Annotated in this window: 15 protein-coding genes; 2 read left to right on the top strand and 13 right to left on the bottom strand. The window is 44.8% G+C overall.

Annotated features, from left to right (window positions below; translation table 11 throughout):
• Positions 1-4 precede the first annotated feature (4 nt).
• From K7P01_RS06845 to K7P01_RS06800, 10 genes are all read right to left on the bottom strand, one after another.
• On the bottom strand, positions 5-682 hold the full coding sequence (locus tag K7P01_RS06845; RefSeq protein ID WP_267291194.1) for a hypothetical protein: 678 nt from the start codon (positions 680-682) through the stop codon (positions 5-7).
• Positions 683-692: 10 nt separating this feature from the next.
• Positions 693-1,025, bottom strand: coding sequence for a DUF4134 domain-containing protein (locus tag K7P01_RS06840; RefSeq protein ID WP_267291192.1), 333 nt, complete (start codon positions 1,023-1,025; stop codon positions 693-695).
• 58 nt (positions 1,026-1,083) lie between these two features.
• A complete protein-coding gene (locus K7P01_RS06835) occupies positions 1,084-1,695 on the bottom strand; it encodes a hypothetical protein (protein ID WP_267291190.1) in 612 nt (203 codons plus the stop codon).
• Positions 1,696-2,600: 905 nt separating this feature from the next.
• Complete coding sequence (locus tag K7P01_RS06830; RefSeq protein WP_267291188.1) at positions 2,601-6,335, bottom strand: YCF48-related protein; 3,735 nt, start codon at positions 6,333-6,335, stop codon at positions 2,601-2,603.
• 591 nt (positions 6,336-6,926) lie between these two features.
• A complete protein-coding gene (locus tag K7P01_RS06825; protein WP_267291186.1) occupies positions 6,927-7,718 on the bottom strand; it encodes an RteC domain-containing protein in 792 nt (263 codons plus the stop codon).
• A 10-nt stretch (positions 7,719-7,728) separates the two neighbouring features.
• Entirely contained in the window at positions 7,729-9,006 is a 1,278-nt protein-coding gene (locus tag K7P01_RS06820) for a type IV secretory system conjugative DNA transfer family protein (protein ID WP_267291185.1), read from the bottom strand.
• Positions 9,007-9,054: 48 nt separating this feature from the next.
• Positions 9,055-9,687, bottom strand: a complete 633-nt coding sequence (locus K7P01_RS32245) for a YWFCY domain-containing protein (protein WP_267291183.1) — start codon at positions 9,685-9,687, stop codon at positions 9,055-9,057.
• An 11-nt stretch (positions 9,688-9,698) separates the two neighbouring features.
• On the bottom strand, positions 9,699-10,649 hold the full coding sequence (locus tag K7P01_RS06810; RefSeq protein ID WP_267291182.1) for a relaxase/mobilization nuclease domain-containing protein: 951 nt from the start codon (positions 10,647-10,649) through the stop codon (positions 9,699-9,701).
• Positions 10,634-11,038, bottom strand: coding sequence for an autophagy-related protein 17 (locus tag K7P01_RS06805; RefSeq protein ID WP_267291180.1), 405 nt, complete (start codon positions 11,036-11,038; stop codon positions 10,634-10,636). Before K7P01_RS06805 ends, K7P01_RS06810 begins: the two co-directional genes overlap by 16 nt.
• A 151-nt stretch (positions 11,039-11,189) precedes the next feature.
• The gene (locus K7P01_RS06800) at positions 11,190-11,525 is read right to left on the bottom strand and encodes a helix-turn-helix domain-containing protein (protein ID WP_267291178.1); all 336 of its coding nucleotides are present in this window, start codon (positions 11,523-11,525) and stop codon (positions 11,190-11,192) included.
• A gap of 823 nt (positions 11,526-12,348) precedes the next feature.
• Here K7P01_RS06800 and K7P01_RS06795 point away from each other — a divergent pair.
• A complete protein-coding gene (locus K7P01_RS06795) occupies positions 12,349-12,735 on the top strand; it encodes a hypothetical protein (protein WP_267291176.1) in 387 nt (128 codons plus the stop codon).
• A gap of 151 nt (positions 12,736-12,886) precedes the next feature.
• On the top strand, positions 12,887-14,128 hold the full coding sequence (locus K7P01_RS06790; RefSeq protein ID WP_267291174.1) for a hypothetical protein: 1,242 nt from the start codon (positions 12,887-12,889) through the stop codon (positions 14,126-14,128).
• A gap of 48 nt (positions 14,129-14,176) precedes the next feature.
• On the opposite strand, the gene K7P01_RS06785 is transcribed toward K7P01_RS06790, so the two are convergent.
• The 3 genes from K7P01_RS06785 to K7P01_RS06775 all read right to left on the bottom strand — a co-directional run bounded on the left by K7P01_RS06785 (position 14,177) and on the right by K7P01_RS06775 (position 18,030).
• Positions 14,177-14,974: a DUF3560 domain-containing protein gene (locus tag K7P01_RS06785; protein WP_267291172.1), complete on the bottom strand. Its 798-nt coding sequence runs from the start codon at positions 14,972-14,974 to the stop codon at positions 14,177-14,179.
• Positions 14,975-15,245: 271 nt separating this feature from the next.
• Positions 15,246-15,674, bottom strand: a complete 429-nt coding sequence (locus K7P01_RS06780; protein ID WP_267291171.1) for a hypothetical protein — start codon at positions 15,672-15,674, stop codon at positions 15,246-15,248.
• 619 nt (positions 15,675-16,293) lie between these two features.
• Positions 16,294-18,030, bottom strand: a complete 1,737-nt coding sequence (locus K7P01_RS06775) for a ParB/RepB/Spo0J family partition protein (RefSeq protein WP_267291169.1) — start codon at positions 18,028-18,030, stop codon at positions 16,294-16,296.
• Positions 18,031-18,045 lie beyond the last annotated feature (15 nt).

Raw genomic sequence — 18,045 nt, 5'->3', positions numbered from 1 at the left:
ATCGTTATATGCCGCGACGTTTGCGTTTCCTGTGTTCCGCTTCCGCTGTCTTTTCAACGGCATCCGCTTTTGAACCTGGTACTGAGTTCTCCTTTAGAGACCGGGCGATTTCCATCAGCGTTTGCATGTTATCCTCCTTGATCGGCGTAAGATTTACAACCCGGTAAAAGGGCTGAATCTGTACCTTGATGATGTCAGGATTGTTTCCAAGCTCCAGCACCGACCCTTTGAAGATTGTCTTTTTGCCCTGATCGTACCAAAATGAAAGCTGGTCACTGCGCACCAAAAGCATATCATCAAACGACATAATGTTCTCTGGCCTTCCTACTTCTTCTAGCCTGCGAGCATTGTAATCAAGCTTGAATACGGTCCCGTAAATATTAATCATCGGGTCTCGTGGCCAGCCGACCTCCGTGCTTTGCTCATCATTCGGAAATACCAATCGCTGTGGAACGACTTCAATTTTTAACGCAGGGTCTTTAAAGCTCTCTCTGGTTACTGTACCCGAGTATGGCTTGCCCGTTGCACGCTCGAAGGCAATATAGACTTCGTGATTGGCAACGAACGTACGGTCAAAAGGAATAATTACTTTCGGATCGTCGACGCTTCGGAATAACTGGCGCCTGTCATCCACTTGGTAGGGCCTATTCTGAATTTGGATAGTCTGGAATTGGCGTGCCATATACAAAACGTTAAATGCCGAAGAAGCTTTTTAAAACCGTAGCGACCACTACCAGGAATATGCAGGAGCCGAACCAACTGGCCGCCACGCGGCTGGTATCCTGATCCCCCGAGTTCCATTTTTGATAGACCTTCACCGCGCCGATCAGTCCGACGACCGCGCCGATGGCATACATGAGAGTACAGCCCGTGTCGAAGTAACCGCGCACAAGTGTGTTTGCCTGGTTGATACCCGAATTTCCGTCCTGCGCGTAGGTGTACAGATACGTGCTTGTGTAGACAATGAGGGCAGCAGTAAAAGCCTTTGCCTTCTGCCAGGTGGGTTTGAAATTGAGCTTTTTCATAAAAAAGTGTGGGTGTGAGTGTGTGTGTGATTTTAATTCGAATGTGTATGGCTAGTTGTTATGCGGAATCCTCAACTGTTCGATACTGCCATAGTGCTGTAACGTCCTGGTACTGTAATTCAAAGGACAGATCTTTTCGCGATACGTCACAGATGTACTCGGTAATCGAATCCTTAAAACTTGACTCGGCCAGGTGTGGATATTTCGTCAATAGCGACTGTACCAGGCTGCAACCCTCTTCTTTCGAGGAGTTGTACTCCTGGAGCATTTTGAATAACGTTTTCAGTTCCTGCAATAAGTCAGCGACGCTTCCAATCAAAAGGTTGTCGGAAGGCGATGCCTTTTGCAGTAACGGTAAGAAGGTTTCGGGAAGCTCGTTTTCATCTGTTTCGAACAATAGGTCCTCCGAATCGATAGACTCAGGGACTTCCTCGCGAGCGACTTCAATCTGGATGTCACCCATAAGAGCAGGAAGCGATGGCGTCGAGGATACTACCGCAAGACTGTTTGTTTGGGATAACTTTGATTTGCCGGAGGGCAGGGAAAGTCGGCCCTTTACCAGCGCCACAAGGTCACCCCGATAAAATACGATCACTGATATCAAGTAGTATCCCGCCATCAGCGCCAGCAGGATAAGGGCAAAAGTTTGCCACGTTATTGAGTTTAGCATAAGCCTTTCTGTTTGTTGCTGATGCTAAATTCTAAAAGTCTAAGCCCGTTTGTTCACAAGGTGGAACCACATTACGAACGAAAAATATCAAACGTTGTATTTATAAATGAAATCGAACAATCAGATAAGTGGTAAAGATCCCATCTGTCCAAAAAATCATCATTTGGATTGATAAACATTTGCATTAAGTTGCTGTTATGCTGTTGGTCTTTTCTCCAAGGAGTCTTTAACCATCCCCCGTGTCCTTCCCGAATTGTTCTCGCGACATGTATACTAAGGACGATATGTAACTTTGGAAGGGTATTAATATTGATCAGATTCACAAAAAACATAAAACAGATTATCCGCGTGGAATCCTTCTGCTTTCGCAGTTAAGGCTCAAGAGATGGAAGCAGTTAACACTGTTTACCACCGATGGTCTCCTGAAAAGGGATCACAACAGGGTCGAGAATGGGTCAGCCCGATAGCACTGAGCGGGAAGTACTTCTTGTTCGCGGCTCGCATGAATCGGCAAAACGCATAGCGATGGTCTACAAGTCGCTGTACCATTAAGGTCAATGGCATGGAGCCCATACAGTGGCCTGCACACGTGCTCGAAGAGCTGCCAAAACGGCAATCAACAATATTGAAGACTTATTACCTTACAACGCTATTCCCACGTAGTTGGGTGGGTGATATACCGACGCGCAGTTTTGGACGTGTTTTTGAGGCTAGAGAGGTTCTTTAGGGGGATCAGGGAACTGTAGGGCACTCACTCACTCACTCACTCTGTTGATCCATGTTTTTTAGAAGCAAAAGGACTAATACGTCGCTCCTAACAAAACATGCGAGTATCTTTTTGCCAATGCATTCAAAAACTCAGGCAATCAATATCTCTCCGCTAGATAGTACAACATATCAAGACTTTAATCATCTACCACCGCATTCCCAAGTGATCCGGTTTGCTCCATCGGTCTATGCTTAAGAAAGTCTTTGAGCAAAATAAGGTTTTCATACATGTTAAGATTTGCCATTTCCATAGCTTTCATTATCTTTTGGAAGTCATCATTTGGCAACTCTCCATCCCTGTATTTGATAAACAACTCTTTTATAGCCAGATATTCTGCGATAGGATCATAGCTGAATTTCAATGACCTGTCATCACGAGACCCAGACACGATCATTAAGCCGCCTGTTAAAAACTTAAGGAGTGCTGTTTTTGAAAGTTTATTCAGATACCAACTTTCGGGAACCCATAATGGTCGAAACGCGACTGTGCCCAATTGCGGCAAGGAGTCTGCAATGCTGGTTCTAAATCCTATTGACGTACAGGCGGCGCGACGTAAATCTTTTAGCAAATCAGTAAGGTCATCCTCATTTCTGAATATCTCTTCGATATAATCGTCGATGAGCATACTGAATGATGTGGGAAAGTGTTCGTCGATTGATTTTTGATCATCGATCAATCGTTCAGCCTTTTTTACGGCAAGTCGAAGTAAGAGCAATGGAACGGTAGTTTCCTTTCCCGCCGAACTCATATCAAGAATAATATTCTTTATTCTGGTCCGCAAAACCTCGCGCTCGTTCGCGAAATGGAATGCTCCAACATATTGAGTTATAAATCCATCGAGAAGAGTATCTAAAAAATCAAGTTTCAAACCAACAGGAACAACTCTATAGATGGATGGCAGGTTCAGCGCTTTTCTTGACGTAACTACAACCAGATGGCTATTTCTTCCACCAGCCTCAGGATCAATATACGTTTTCTTATAATCGCTCATTTCCGAGAGCCCGTCTATGACAACGATGATAAATCTTTGTCTTAACAGTTCATGAACGAAGGCTTCTGACACCTGCTTTCTATCAGTGATAAATTCAACTCTCGCCCGACAAAGCTCGTCTACGTTTCTATCCACTCTATTTAGAAACACAGGAATTGATCGATTGGTTAACAATCGCTTTTTTGTATTCACTTCAGATGCCCATCGAGCGATTTGGAATGCCAGCGATGATTTACCCACTCCTCCCTGTCCTTCGATTGAAATAATAATTCGATTGTCCAAGTTCTCAGATTTCAACTCTGAAAGACCAGGAATGTAGTTCGCATCAGTTGAAAGGGGATTAAATGTATAGTAGGGACGTCCGTTGACCTCAAAAGGTGCAGGAATCCAAAACGGTCGACTTGATACATCAGTAGCACTTTCAAACATCTGTATTGCCTTCTGTCCGTACTTATCGACGAACGCCGCTAGCACTTTCTTATTGGCAGCCAAGGAAAATACGAGCCATGGTGCAAGTTGATCACTATACGGCAACCTTGATGAAGCGAGAAACTCACTCCAGTGAAATATCTGGATTGGAGCAAAGAAAAAAATTGCCAGGATACCAACCGTGTATAGGACTAGCAAAACGGCGACGTTCACTTTCATAAAATCCATAAATTCATCGAACGTTCGGGGAATCTGATCCCAGCGCATGAAATGCCCAATCTCCGCGAGAACGGATTCACCTACAAATATTGTAGTGTCCTTGCGTACGATATTCCATCCGTCAGAAACGATCAATTTAAATGTGCAGTAAGAATCTGGCTTAAAGATTGCCTTTGGCCAGTATTTTAGAGAGTCAATTCCTGTATACGCTATATCCACCGATCGATAACTCTTGTCGGTACCTGCTGCAAATTCACCGTCTAGTCTGATCTTAATGGCAATATTTTCAGTGCTAGACTCTTTATCTCCAACCATGACAATCGCTCGATACCCGTCATTGAAAGGAATCACTTCGAATTTCTTTATAACAGGAGTATCATCTCTTTTTTCTGTCTTGAAATATATTCCATTATGACCAACGGCATGCAGTGCTCCATTAGCGTCAATTGCAAGCCCACACAAATTGTCATTTGCAACCGAAGGGAGATTCTTGAACCACGTTCCTCCGGCATCATTCGACCTGAAGATATCGCCCTCTGTGGACCCCAAAAATATTGTGCTATCATTTGCAAAAATGATCCTACTAATATTATCAATAAAGCCAAGAGAATTATCTACAAACCAGTGCGCTCCAGAATCCGTTGACTTTAAAAGCTGTGGTTCTGATAATTTTGAAGTAGTTGTTATGTAACCGATCGTTCCTTTGGAACTAAATGCAATTGAATTCAGATCCCTATCTGCAGCAATACTTTCATCCCTGCGCCATGTCGTTCCTAAATTATCACTCAAATAAAGACGACCCTTATCACCTAATATCCAACACCGATTTTCTAAACAAAGAACCTTGTTTAAGGTCAATAAAGATTGCTTTGTAGATTCCAATTCCATCTGTTTCCATGTATTCTTTCCTTTCTGCTTTACTAATACTTTAGATTTCGCACCGACTGCTATCCCAACATCATGCTTATCGTCATAATATATTGAATATAGATCAGTACCTCTTTCTTCAGAATGTTCAGTTTTCCATTGGGCCCCATCATAGCGACAGGAAAAAACTGCCGATTTTTCGCCGCATGACCATATTTTGTTCTTTGTCACCTTTATTCCGTAGATTTTATGTTTCAAGCCCGCTGGAGAAATAATTTTCGGATCTTTGTTTCCTGGATTTATAGATGACATTCCATCATTCTCGGTAAAAAAAATATTGCCGGACGGATCGCTTGCAGCTTCATGAAAAGACCTAAACGGATTGATCTCTTTCCAAGTCTTGCCACCGTCCTTCGTCGCCAGAAGTGAATTGTATTGTCCGCAAACAAAACCGTGCTTTTCATCATCAAAAAAGTACGTTGAGTTTAAATGACTTTTTGTTTTTGTTTTGTGGCTCAACGTCCAGCTATTACCTCGGTCTGCAGTATAAAATATTTCACCTATACTATTAGTAGCTACGGCTGTTCGAGATCCAGCATCGCACCACATGCTTGTTATGCTGCTTTCTCCAACCTTCACTACAGTATAATCGCCCGTGGACAAGTTTACCCTAACAATGTTTCCGTCTGCAGAACCGGCCCAAATATTTTCGCTGTTTGCAAGCATACACGAATAAAAGGTTTTACTCGTGAGGTATTTCGGGGCACCTGCCGGCAGAACATTCTTCCACTTTTTCAGTAATGTATCGCTGGACATTAACAAAGTTCCCATTTCACCACAGATAACAACTTTGTTCTCATTTCTATCGAAATTGATACCATAAAGAGAATTATCTGATGACGTTCCTGAATCGACCCACTCACCTCTATCGTAATCGTATCTCAAAAGAGCGCCAGACCCTGTAATAGCAGCACCCATTCTATGTAAGTCAGAAAATCTGACCATCCACAATGTAGTCTCAGAAGCTACACCATCCATTTTAATCCATTTATGTGCATCTTCGCTAAACTTCAAAATGGCACCATCTTCACCTGTTGCCCACCATTGATTTGTGTGATGGTCGAACGTAACGCTTTTTAAAGCAATTTCGTCCACATTGTATCTCTTCCAAGATCTTCCGCCGTCAGTGGTATGCATAGTCTTTCCATAGCTGCCAACGATCCATCCATTTAATGAATCTTTAAAAAAGCAATCTAGGTTAAAAAGGCCGTCATTAACGGGCACTGGCTTGTAGTTGTATTCTTGCGCGTGCAAGCGCATGAAGCTTAACAATACAATTACTGTAAGGAGTTTATTTTTACTCATTGGTTCTGATGTAGTAGTGATACCAGTCTATAGAAAAAAAATCGAAGAAGGCCACATTTTTAAATTATGCCACCAATAAGACCAAAACTTTGACGAGTATACCAGCCGGTAACTCAGCTGCCGGGGTTATAAAAACTTAATGTGAAAAGTTTTCGAAAACAATAAATTAGAAAAGCCATTCCTCGATTAATACCTTGAAAGCTTGATTAGTATCGTCGTCAAATTTCACATTTGCATCCTTGACTGCTACATCATCAACTGAGAAGATGTAGTCAAGAGAAATCTTACTTAATCCGAAAATTTCAAACGTCACGGTTGGTATGATTCGTTGCAGAATTTAGGTACATGGACCTGATAAAAGAAAAAAGCCCATCATACTGTCTCAGGTAAGACAGTCATGATGGGCTCATACCTCAATATAGATAAAGAAATTCAGTATTCCAATTGGTCCAAGTCAGAACGGTTGGGTGTTAGATTATTCGATTCCAAGTTGCGTTCATTCGATGAAAAGAAAACAGCGGGATGATGTAAGTTTGATTCGGGTTGTTAGCCTCAACTTCTGGAAACTCTGATTGTCATATTATATTACTTCTAATCTAGCTCCTCGATATGCCGCATGAATCCATTGGACATCCGGTCAAGAAATGGTTTAACATTCGTTTTACGCAGACGTATGTCTGAAAAAATTCGCGCATAGTTAGAAAGGTCTAACCCGGTAATCTTTTCCAGTCCGGTTACGACTTGTTTTATGGTAACATCCCCAAAAGCTCCAGAGGCATGTAGTCCATAGGCCAATTCTATCGCGGAAACCTTCGACTCGTTCCAGGCTAATAGCGGAGAGTCAGGGGCAGTTGTTTTAACCTTTTTAAGGATTGCGGAATGTAAATATTCTCGAACTAGCTGGTAGGCCAATAACCGAGCAAGCTTTGCATCGAAGCCAGTAGTAAATGTTTCGTCCTTGTCTAAGTTTGACATGGTGCCGATCGTTCTTGTGAAATAGAGACGGTCGTGGCTTGTATGTCCACTCATGCAGTATTGCATAAATGGCTCGTTTTTACGAACGAATCGTTCAAAGCGCTTTAAATATCCCTCATAGAAGCAGGTTTCTGCGTCGCCTTGATAGCTGCGATGAAGCTGAACCTTAAAAACAATTTTGTGGTATATTAATTGGCTATGAAAGAGCGGCTTGATCTCCTTGAAAAAATCGATTTCTTCGGTGGTGGATTTAAATTTGTACGACCGAACGAAGGCTTTAAGGTTAGCAAGCGCGTCACGCAACGCCATTACCGTTTTGCTTAACGCGACCAGATCTGTCGCTTCCGGCGTCAGTCCTTCGTTCTTAAGTCCTTCTTGAAGTTGTTGAGAATATTCTTTGACTGTCATAGTATTAATGTTATGCAGCGTTTCGAAGTTCTTCCGACACAATCCGTCGAATGTCTTCTTTCACACGCATGTAGTTCTTTTGAATTTCTTCTGTAGAGACATTTCGCACCTCAGGGAGAGGCACGTACTGGTCCATTTCGTTTTTCAAAGCGACATGATCATTTTGAATTTCAGCATGAAAAACTTTGAGCTCAATCTTCTGATCAGGGTTATCCGCAACCATTCCAACAAACTCTCCTGAGCTTAGTGAACTTATCCTTGCCGGTGGTATTGCAGCATCCAGCTGAGTCGATCTGCTGATTGATGTATCCGTTCTATTGATAGAAATGCTTTCGCGTTTCTGTACGATCTTTCCAAAGCGTTCTGAAAGGAGCTTTGCCGTATCGCCCGTTGCTTGTCCTGATATGATATTGCCAACGATGTTAAAAACTACTTCGGCGGATTCCTTTCCATAGTCTCGCTTAAGCTGCGAGTAATCCTGAATACCCAAGGTCGTCGCACACAAATTTCCACGTGCAGTTGCAATCGTATTGTCGATATTTGCAAATATGGTGGGATACTCATCGAAGATCAGGCTACTTTTCAACTTGCCCTTGGCGTTAACCAAGCGAAGCATACGGGACACGAATAGCGATAGCACCGCCCCAAATATTTGTTGTTTTTGCGGGTTATTGCCAGCGCAGACGATCTTGGGCGCGTCGGGGTTGTTTATGTCCAGTGTAAAATCGTTGCCGCTCAGGACATAGTACAACTGTGGCGAAGACAGTCTGGCCATCCCGATCTTAGCGCTCGCGATCTGGCCCTCCAACTGTTCCCAGGCTTCGTGCCGATAGGCGCTTTCGAATGGATTCATTAGTACTTGTATTTCCGGTTCCGTACTCAATAATGGAAACATGACTTTATATTCGAGTTGCATGAGTTCTATTACATGCGGCAGCGTACAGTAAATGCCGTTGTTGTATTTGCGCAAAAACCAGATCACAGCCGTTAGAAAGTTAATCGGACTTTCCACAAAGAAGTCTCCTTGTTTTTTTATCCAGTCGCGGTTCAAGCCGAGCAAGATTGTTCGACTTGATTCAGACGCGTCTGTAATGTCGTGCATAGTCATCGGGTCGAGCGGATTGCACCGATGATAGATATGCTCAAAGTCGATGACATAGAATTTGGGCGGTTTTGCATAACATCCAGCGTTTCTAATGAGCGTGTTGTAGGCAATTAACGTCAGGTCCGGGAACTTGAAATCGTACACGAACATGGTAAAGCCTTTCGCGATGTGCTGTGTAATCACATGGCGTATAACAAAATATGATTTGCCGGTTCACCTCCGTATTGGGCGTCAGCCGGAACCTGGTCCGCCCATTACAATGAGGCCCCGGAAGGGATTGATGATCGATATGTAAGAGTTACGTGTCGATCCTTTTAATGTGTAGCGTGCAGGCAAATTGATTGAAAACTCATTCTCGATCTTGCGTTCTTCCTGCGGAAATGTCTCATTTTCTCTATTGAACACATCCTTTCCAAGCTTGACTTTGATCAACCGTGAAAGCCAGGTTCCACCTGTCAGAATTAGAATATATCCAAGGGCAGTGGTACCGAACGACAGGATTGCTCCCTGCGTCATATCCGAAAGCAAAAGCCAATAGTGCGCAGTCAAGTAAAGCGATAAGCCGAAAACAATGTAAAATACCGTGGAGCGGGCATTGATTTCTTCGTCTTTTTTTCCCTTCGCGCCGATCAGCGATACCACCAAAAGGCCCAAAGCAAAAAGCTTCCCGTTCCAGATTGAGTTGAATATGCCCGTACCATGGAGGTTCAGCATAATCTTATCGAAAAACTCCATTGTGTATCCCCAAGCCGCAAGTGTTTGGTGACAATAGACGTAAAAGTGGACGCCAAGTATCAGCATGCTACTCATACGGATCATATCAATGATCTTCCGCAGAGCCTGTTCATTTTCTCCAGTTCCCATAATGATGTGTTTTAAATTCTCCGTCTTTTCTTCTTCCTTTTCTTCCGCTTTGAGACGCTTAACGTTACCTCTGGCGATTTCCCGCCATAGCCGTCGCCAACGAGATTTTCGAACAGCGAACCGCTTTGTTGTGTATTGGATGTGCCCTCGCTATTTCTCCACTCGCGGTCACCAAACACGATCGAAGATGGCAGCTGTTTGTCGCCAACCCGATGGTTTTCTTTATTGCCGATACGCGTCAGTATCGCATTAACGCTGTAGGCTTTTCCCAGCTCACTGCCTTTGAAAAGCGCACTGGTCTTTGGATCTTGGAATGTAATTCCGAATGTCCTGCCCTCAGCGTTCGTATGTAACCGTACGTCGATCTTCTTCTGTTTGAGCGTCCTTACAAAATCGTCCAGCGTCCTAACGCTGGGCAAAACAATAACCTGGTCCACCAGCTTTTTTATAGCGTGCTTCCGAGGCTCTCTAAGCATTCGCTTTAGCCTGCCGCGTGCGTCCGCCTTAACCAAGCTGTATTCCACTTCAAGCTCACGGCGTGCACGAGCCGACTGATTGCGACCAATGTTGTGCACGGGAATGCGTCTGCCGTCCTCTTGGATCAGCGTCGAAACGATGTGCAAATGTTGGATGTTTGTGTCTCGATGTAGGTAAACCAAAAACGGCTGCTCACCAAATCCAATTTTATCCATATACGCTGAAGCAATGCTAGACAGCGTTTCTTTGCTCAATTTTTCCTCTGGGCTAAACGAAATTGGTATATGCAACGCATTGGTTTTTGTCCGCCTATTTCGTTCATGTAGGCGTGTGAAACGGGCGACCTTTTCGGATCGCGTCAGCCTGTTTTCATCTTTGAGGAACCCACTGGCCAGTAGGCACTCGGCAACACCTCGTTTTACCTTTTGCTCGTTATAGCCAATGAGTTCAGCTATGTGCTTACCCGTTATCACCTTGGCGACCATTGATCCGAGAAATTCGAAATAGCGGTCAATAAGGCGTCGACCTTGGTGCTTATTACCTTAAATTCATCCAGTATTTTCAAGGCATCGTGTACCTTCTGTGATGGTATTCGAGTGCTGTGGAAGTACTTTGTGACCTGGTTGATATTCACGCCGATCGCACGCAATTCCCGACGGATTCCGGCAAGTTCGGCTGCCGTTGCATCCATTTGCGAATCCCTCGTATACCAAACAATTCGCTCTTCATATAGGATCTTTCTAGCCATCTCACTCACTGTTCTGCAGTTGGAATGTTTTGTCCAACCTTCGAGTTTCTCGAAGAAATCCTGCGATACGCGCAATCCTATCTTACAGGTTAGTTGTTCCGTTTTTTGGTTTGTTCTTATGCTCATACACGCTGAATTGTTAAAGTCTAGGGGCGCCGAGTTCCGAGGCAGCCCCCCGAGCCGCCGCAGGCGAGCGAGCAAGATGACACTTGCGCTAGCAAGTGTACATCTTGCTTTGGCCGCTTACGCGGCCAAAGGGGGGTGCGGACGGTGCCTATCATACATTCTGCTTTTTTTGAGGTCGTTTCTTTGGAGCTGAACTTCTACTATTAATCAGTTCCCTTCTTCGAATTTTTCTCGCCTCAATCATCCTCTCAATATCTTTAGCATCGTAGAAGATGATTGCACCAACGCGCGAAAACGGTAGTGTGCCGTTGCGTCTGAGCGTTTGTAACGTACTGGCTGAAAGTTCCAGGAGTTTCATTACTTCCTCCGTCTTAAGCCATCGCCGATAGAGCCCGCCATATCCCAGTCCTAAAAGCGTCCTTATTTCCCCGACAAGCTCTTTTTTCAAAGCTTGCAGATCATCAGTAGTTGCTATACTAACTTCCATAAACGATTTGTGTGAGTGTGTCTGTCTGTCGTAGGACAAAGGACAACAATGCAATGGGACCAATAAAGTGGCACGGGGGTGACACTAAATCTTGTCCCCCCTTATGCCACCCCTAAAAATGCGGTCGAATGGGTCAATAGCGCCAAAAAGATTTTGCAAAATAATCCCTGGAATCTTAAGACTTTGTGGGTTACGCCCTACCGTTGCAGCTTATGTCAAGGGTCATGACAGTGCCCGCACACGGTGAAATGAGGTAGGTTTCTCGAAAGGCCTTTTGGCGACAACCCCGAGGAGAGGGTCGCCCTTGATGCCGCCCCAGGATCGGCCAGTCCGAATGAATTTCGTCAGATTAGCGATCAAAAGGGACTACTTTTAAATAGGTATTCCTGGCGGACAACGATACCTATATCCAGTTCAGTATACCCGGTAGCCGCAGCCGTTGTGGTCGCTTCGCCGACCGTTTACATCAGACTCGCTTGCTTTTTTCGAAAGAATCTGGCATTTTTTTATGTGGATTTCTTCCTAAAATAACATCTTGTACAATATTTTATCCGTTAAGCGTTCTTATACTATTATTAGGCCATTTTGTTGGGATAAATAGAAGCGATGCAAAAATATTGTGCTTTGCACAACCTTTTAACCGCTAGGCAGACTGTTGAAGCAAAGCAAGTTTTCTGGTATTTATTAGATATATAAAAAAGAGAAATGGCGCCACGGACGGCAGCATAGGGCTGTTATTTTGCGTGTCTAAATAGTCGATCGTTACTTCTATTAGGTATGTCTACGGTGGCATTTTGTTATCGGACCTGTTAAGGTTGAATGTATGGAGCTCCTATCTACGAATGATCATTTAACGATCAGTTATGAACGCGACACAAAGATTCTTATTTGCAAATGGCATAATCACCAGTCAGTAGAGTCAATTAGATACAACGGAGCCCTTATTTTGGAGGCGTTTAAGCACCATGGAGCCAGTAAGGTGTTGAATGATAACCTCGACGTTGAAGGACAATGGGAAGGTGCCATAGATTGGACCATTCACCACTGGTTCCCGGCTATGACGAACGCCGGCCTGAAGCACTTTGCCTGGGTTCTTTCCAAGGACATATTTGCCCGTGTTTCCGCCAAACGGGCCGGAGAACAATTTGATTCTGTACGTTTTTTTCGGTCTTACCGTTATGCGCATGACTGGCTTAGCCAGATTCATTAGTTCATTTACCTGTTGTTAGTCTAACGGTTTTTCAGGACATGTCTCCATGACTATGTCTTGAACTTGGTTTGTTTACACCCTGCTACTTGCGTTTAAACTATTCCAAAAACAAAAGGACAAAATTATGCCAACCCCCGGCTTCAAAAACGAAATGCTTGAACTTGACGGCATCATTCGAAAGGATGTTATCCGCTTTCTGCATGACAGCTATCCGCTTACCGAAATCCTTTATAAGGGATTTAACAATGAACTCGCGCAGTCAGTGAAGGACGCCAAGAAACGGATTTTTGCAGGTGCGCTACGTTACCCAGACATGGCCAACCAGCGAGAATACATTGTGTATCACCAACAAAAACTTGTAGAGTTAGCAGGTAGGCTTGCCGATCATGCGACAAATAATCGATTACCTATGCGCACGAAGCGCACTGACAGCAAGGCGCTTTTGCACTCACTTTATGAAGCGCTTGACGATTTGTTGGACTTCATGAATACGTTCTTTGCAGATGCTTTACCGCCCGACCATTGGCTATCGGTAGATTACTATTACTTGGTGGCACACGAAGTGAACGAAGGCTTCGATGAGCTTCAAGTCAATTTTCGAGCGCTCTCGATTTCAAAGGAACTCGTTGACATCACGCTTGCGCCACTTATTAAGTTCATCAACAAACCCACCGATAACGATCTAACATATCGTCGGAAGACATTTATCAAAAAGCTAAAGTTCGAACTCATTCGCCTCTACGAGTTACGCCGGAACACTATTGTAGACAAGGATGTCCACCATATCTTGTTTACGCTAAATTTTAATTCCATAGCATACCTTAACTATGTTGGTGTAGCGATTCGCCGTCGCATAGAACATCTATCTACGGCGGCAAAGAAGATTGATGTGTTGCGTGAAATTCTTCGGGATGTTTCGCAGACCGTTCAATTTCCTGACGTTATCTTTGATACGCAGAACCCGCAGCTTAAGGCCTACACAATGGATTGGCTGCGTCAGGAAATCCAATTCTGGGAGTCTGTGCATGAGCTACCGACGCCTTCTGCACCAGCAGCGGATGCGCCGAGCGCGCAACAAAACCCACATCTTGTTTATAAAGGCGTGCGTCAGCAAAAGCCGGGAAGGCTTAAAACAAAGTTCAATCTCTCTGTCAAACAGATTTCTTTTTTGCTCCGTGTCTTTGATGAAACTGAAGTTATGGAAGATGTTGACATGAAAGAGTTGATTCGTGATTTGGCTGCCATCTTCCGAAGCAAGCAGCGAGAATTTGTTTCAGCGACCAGCCTCTACAAAAAAATGTCTGAAGTCGACACCGCCACAGCAGTATCGATTTATAAACTATTTCTCAAGCTAGCCAAGCACGTTGAGACTGTATATGGCGTTCGGGGATAGAAAGCGATAATGAGAAACGAACAAAAAAAGGGGCGTATGCCCCTTTTGCTACTCCTTCTTTATCGCATCAAGAAGCAACCGTGCAGAGAAAAATGCGTTCGACGAAAGCTTGCGCTGCCACGCCTGTTGGCTTGGGCTCCATACAAATCCATGCCGTTTTAGCCGTTTACGTACGTCTTCTTCTGGCTTCCCTGGGAAGAAAATCTGCAGCCTGTTCTCAGCGGTATTGGTAAATATTCGAATATCACCGAACCATTGTTCTTTCGCTTCCAGCGAAGCCGTCGCTTCCAGGGCCTTAATTCGCTTGCGTACTGTCGTCATATTTGCGTTATTATTGGTTAGCTTGTAAGTAGGAAAACCGAGCCTCCCGCAGAAGTCACCGTTTAACAGTTGCTGCGCAAGGCCGTCTTGAATATTGTGCTCTCTGAGCTTACCCAGCTTATCTTCATGACTGAGTTTCTTATTTCGAATAATCGCGTTACACGCCTTCATTACAGCCTGATAGCTTTCCATTGCTTCCAATTTTGCTTTTAGCTTTTCAATCGCCTGTGGATCATCCGAACTTATCGCTGTATTTGCCTCGGCAGCTGCCGCCTTCTCCGTGTACCACTGCGCCTTCTGCTCCAGGGCGAGTCCCTTACGATGCACGTTGTCAATCTTAGCCCGATAGCGACGGTCCCCCTTTTCCGAATGATGCCCTATCAGTATTGGTTGTCCTGGTGGAATTACCTTGGCCATTTTGAAAGCCTTCTCTACATGTTCTTGGCTGGCCTGCTCATTTTTTCCTGCCAAAGCCTTGTAGCGTTCGATACGTGCTTGCTTCTTTTCTTCATAATTGCTTTTCATAATTGATGTTGTTTAAGTGAAACATATTTTTTGTTTCACTTCATCCCGGGCTTTTGGTCGACCGGGATGTGCGGCTGGCTGGCAGCGTGAAGCCAGGGGCCGGGTGTATAAATGGAGGGGACCCTAAGGGGAGGTTGCCGTTTATGCACCTTCGGTCCCCTGGAAGAGGTCGACCAACAAGCCCGACCTTAAGCACAAAAAATAGTGAAGTTTATACGCCTATTCCGATCGCTCGCGTTTGCGAATAAAAAAAGGGGCGTTTGCCCCATTCTTACAATCCCGGATCAGCGTCGCTGTAACAATCATCGCCGTGGCCGGTTGGTCCATCATTGTTCGAGTGCTCGAAATCTCTTCGCCCTTTTACCTTGACGATCTGTAGTAATGAGTACCCATCGTGCTTAAGTTCATGTATGGCCTTGTCATCCCAATAAAGGCATCCTTCGTCTAATGCTGCCATGTAGGAAACATGTCGCTGATTTTCGTCGTCGTAATGAAACTCAAGATCCAAATATGTTCCAAAGTCGTGCGCACAACGCGTAATCCGAAACGCTGTTCCGGCGGGGTTCATACCATAGAAACGTATCAGTTGCCGCTGATAGGTACGGGCTTCAAGTCGCGCGTTGTCCATGTAGTCTTCGTCACTAAGCGCTGCGCAATCTTCCATACCAGGTGTTGTCGATAATGAAATGTGATCTTTCATGATAGTATCGTTTTAGTTGAACATTTTTTATGTCCAACTCACCGGCCTTTACCGGACCCGGGACGTGCGTGGGGATGGCGGGTGAAGCCGGCGTTGGCGCGGTATAAATGGAGGGCCCCGCTTGACAAAGCGGGAGGCGCCAGTTTATGCCGCTTGCCAAGGCCGGCGAGGCGCCGGGAAAGGCCGAGCTTTGAGGGAAAAAATGATGCATTATCTCCTAATCGATGTCGCGCAACAGTTAAGATTTTTGCTATCTTAATACTTCTTAATTATATCCGATGGCTACAATGTACATGGCTCTTGCGATCATCACGTTCACAACGGGGTTTGCAATTCGATATTGGATTAATCGCCGCCGGTTTAACCGCCGAACGATGACAGGTATTGAAGTTTTCTCCAGCTATGAAAAGTCATGGATGACGCAGTTCGGTGAAGGCCTTTTAAGGCTTGTTTCGATTGCACTTATCTTAATAGCGTGTTTCTTTTTCTTGGGATACTGCGCACAAAGCCGCCACGAGGAGAAGGCGGTTGTAAGCAGTCCAATCAAACCTCTATAAATCACAGCCCAGAGTAAGAGCTATAAATACGCGAATAAAAAAAGGGGCAAAGCCCCTTCTCGTCACCTAACTTTTGCCTTGTCGTTTTGTTTTGCGTTTTTCGCCCCTTTACGTGTTTTCATGGCTTTGGCTTGTTTAACCTTCTTCTCTGTTTCTGTTTTTTCCGATAGCTGCATCCTTAAGACCTTGATCTTCTCCAACTGCCGCGCCTCCCTCTTGTTTTGAATTTCCAACTGTTCCCGGTTGAAAGCCGCCAGGTCAATGTCGCCATAGTCGCTAGCGATATGCTGGATGATGTGGGCATGGACGCTCCGTGGATAATTTCCTCCAAACTGGTCGAGCATCACTCCGCGAAGCATAAAAGCTTTTTGCTCTGATGATAACGCGATTAACGTCTGGATGAACGTTTCTGGATCTTCGGGATCAAGCTTTAACACCTCGTCAAGCTTTCGGGTGAGTGAATATCCGGCCTTGTTGTAAATCACATACCAAAGTAGTGCTTCTTCGCTACGCATTAGCGGAAGGTCGACAACGTTCTGCTGCGTCTTATGGCCTTCTAGGCTTTTCAGAACTCGCGCGTACACCTTCTCCTGATCGAGTTCTTTACCGCGTGCTATCCGGGCTGTGATCTTCGCGATCTGTGTCGCCGGATCGTTCTCGTCGGCTTTATCCGGTCGCTTCAGAACAACGGACTGTATCTTGCCAGCGCTATCCCCTGATACCCATAATCCTTTGAGCTTCTTTCCCTGGCCGCTGGTACTGAAGTCATCATATTCACATAAGACCTTTATTTTATGCCCAGCAAGGATGCTGGCGATATTCTCAGCTGGCTCTTGTCGATAGGCTTGCAGGAAGATAGTATCTGGCTCCGACTCAATGGCCTGGGTGACTGTTGTCGCCAAGTAATTTTCCGTCTTAATCTTGAAACAAGCCCGGTCGAAACAACGATCTTTTTCGCTTATATCGCCGAATAACTGCGGCGACGCGCCTGATCGCAACGGACAAGTTATGCACGATCCTGCTTTTGCGTATAACAACGGGTCGTTTATATCAAACGCCGCCTTTGAAATGCAATTCATAACGTTTCGTTCAATGAAGTTCGCAAGGTCGTTAACCCGTCCATATCCGCCTTCGTAATCGCTATATCGTTCGACAATCTGCCTCTGGCCCTCAGGTGTTAGCCTTGCTATCATTAACGCGTGCGCGATGTTCATTTTTTCTTCGTAGAAATCCTTTCGTGCCTCATCTATCAAATCGTTTAGTTTGATCCGTTGCGCGATGTAAGATTGAGTTTTTCCGAAGGTGCTGGCAAGCGCTTTTGTATTTAATGTCGTATCCTTTTCAAGCAGTGTTTTGTATCCTACCGCTTCATCAAGTGAGTGAACGTCCTTTCGTTGTATGTTTTCTGTAATCTGCATTTGAAGCGCTTCGTCTTCGGACACGTTTCGGATATATGCAGGTATGGTGTCGAGACCCAGCAAAACGCTTGCTTGAAAACGCCGCTCTCCTGAAATTAACTTATAGTACCCTTCTTTATCTGGGTCTGGTCGCAATAGAACTGGTTGAATAATGCCAAACTTCCTAACCGAAGCAACGAGCTCTGCTAGCGATACCTTCGTAAGCTCTTTCGCCTTACGGAACATGTAATTTGTCGTGCTCTTAGAAATTCTGTCAAGGTCAACTTTGGATAGTGTTTCCTCCGTGACAAGTTCTTGCTTTGATCCATTACGAAGATTGTTCTGACGATCGGCTTTACGGTCTAAACCATTAGCAGCCTTCACTTTTGATAGCGTTCTCATGATTTTTGATTTTAG

Source organism: Parachryseolinea silvisoli, from assembly GCF_021190955.1.
GTDB lineage: Bacteria > Bacteroidota > Bacteroidia > Cytophagales > Cyclobacteriaceae > Ohtaekwangia > Ohtaekwangia silvisoli.
This window is presented reverse-complemented; position numbering and strand designations above follow the sequence as displayed.

Bases quoted from the DNA above. Each gene is read 5' to 3' on its own strand.
- K7P01_RS06805 (WP_267291180.1), bottom strand. From the start codon at position 11,038: ATGAGCATAAGAACAAACCAAAAAACGGAACAACTAACCTGTAAGATA.
- K7P01_RS06845 (WP_267291194.1), bottom strand. From the start codon at position 682: ATGGCACGCCAATTCCAGACTATCCAAATTCAGAATAGGCCCTACCAA.
- K7P01_RS06785 (WP_267291172.1), bottom strand. From the start codon at position 14,974: ATGAAAAGCAATTATGAAGAAAAGAAGCAAGCACGTATCGAACGCTAC.
- K7P01_RS06825 (WP_267291186.1), bottom strand. From the start codon at position 7,718: ATGACAGTCAAAGAATATTCTCAACAACTTCAAGAAGGACTTAAGAAC.
- K7P01_RS06830 (WP_267291188.1), bottom strand. From the start codon at position 6,335: ATGAGTAAAAATAAACTCCTTACAGTAATTGTATTGTTAAGCTTCATG.
- K7P01_RS32245 (WP_267291183.1), bottom strand. From the start codon at position 9,687: ATGGGAACTGGAGAAAATGAACAGGCTCTGCGGAAGATCATTGATATG.
- K7P01_RS06775 (WP_267291169.1), bottom strand. From the start codon at position 18,030: ATGAGAACGCTATCAAAAGTGAAGGCTGCTAATGGTTTAGACCGTAAA.
- K7P01_RS06800 (WP_267291178.1), bottom strand. From the start codon at position 11,525: ATGGAAGTTAGTATAGCAACTACTGATGATCTGCAAGCTTTGAAAAAA.
- K7P01_RS06795 (WP_267291176.1), top strand. From the start codon at position 12,349: ATGGAGCTCCTATCTACGAATGATCATTTAACGATCAGTTATGAACGC.
- K7P01_RS06835 (WP_267291190.1), bottom strand. From the start codon at position 1,695: ATGCTAAACTCAATAACGTGGCAAACTTTTGCCCTTATCCTGCTGGCG.
- K7P01_RS06840 (WP_267291192.1), bottom strand. From the start codon at position 1,025: ATGAAAAAGCTCAATTTCAAACCCACCTGGCAGAAGGCAAAGGCTTTT.
- K7P01_RS06790 (WP_267291174.1), top strand. From the start codon at position 12,887: ATGCTTGAACTTGACGGCATCATTCGAAAGGATGTTATCCGCTTTCTG.
- K7P01_RS06780 (WP_267291171.1), bottom strand. From the start codon at position 15,674: ATGAAAGATCACATTTCATTATCGACAACACCTGGTATGGAAGATTGC.
- K7P01_RS06810 (WP_267291182.1), bottom strand. From the start codon at position 10,649: ATGGTCGCCAAGGTGATAACGGGTAAGCACATAGCTGAACTCATTGGC.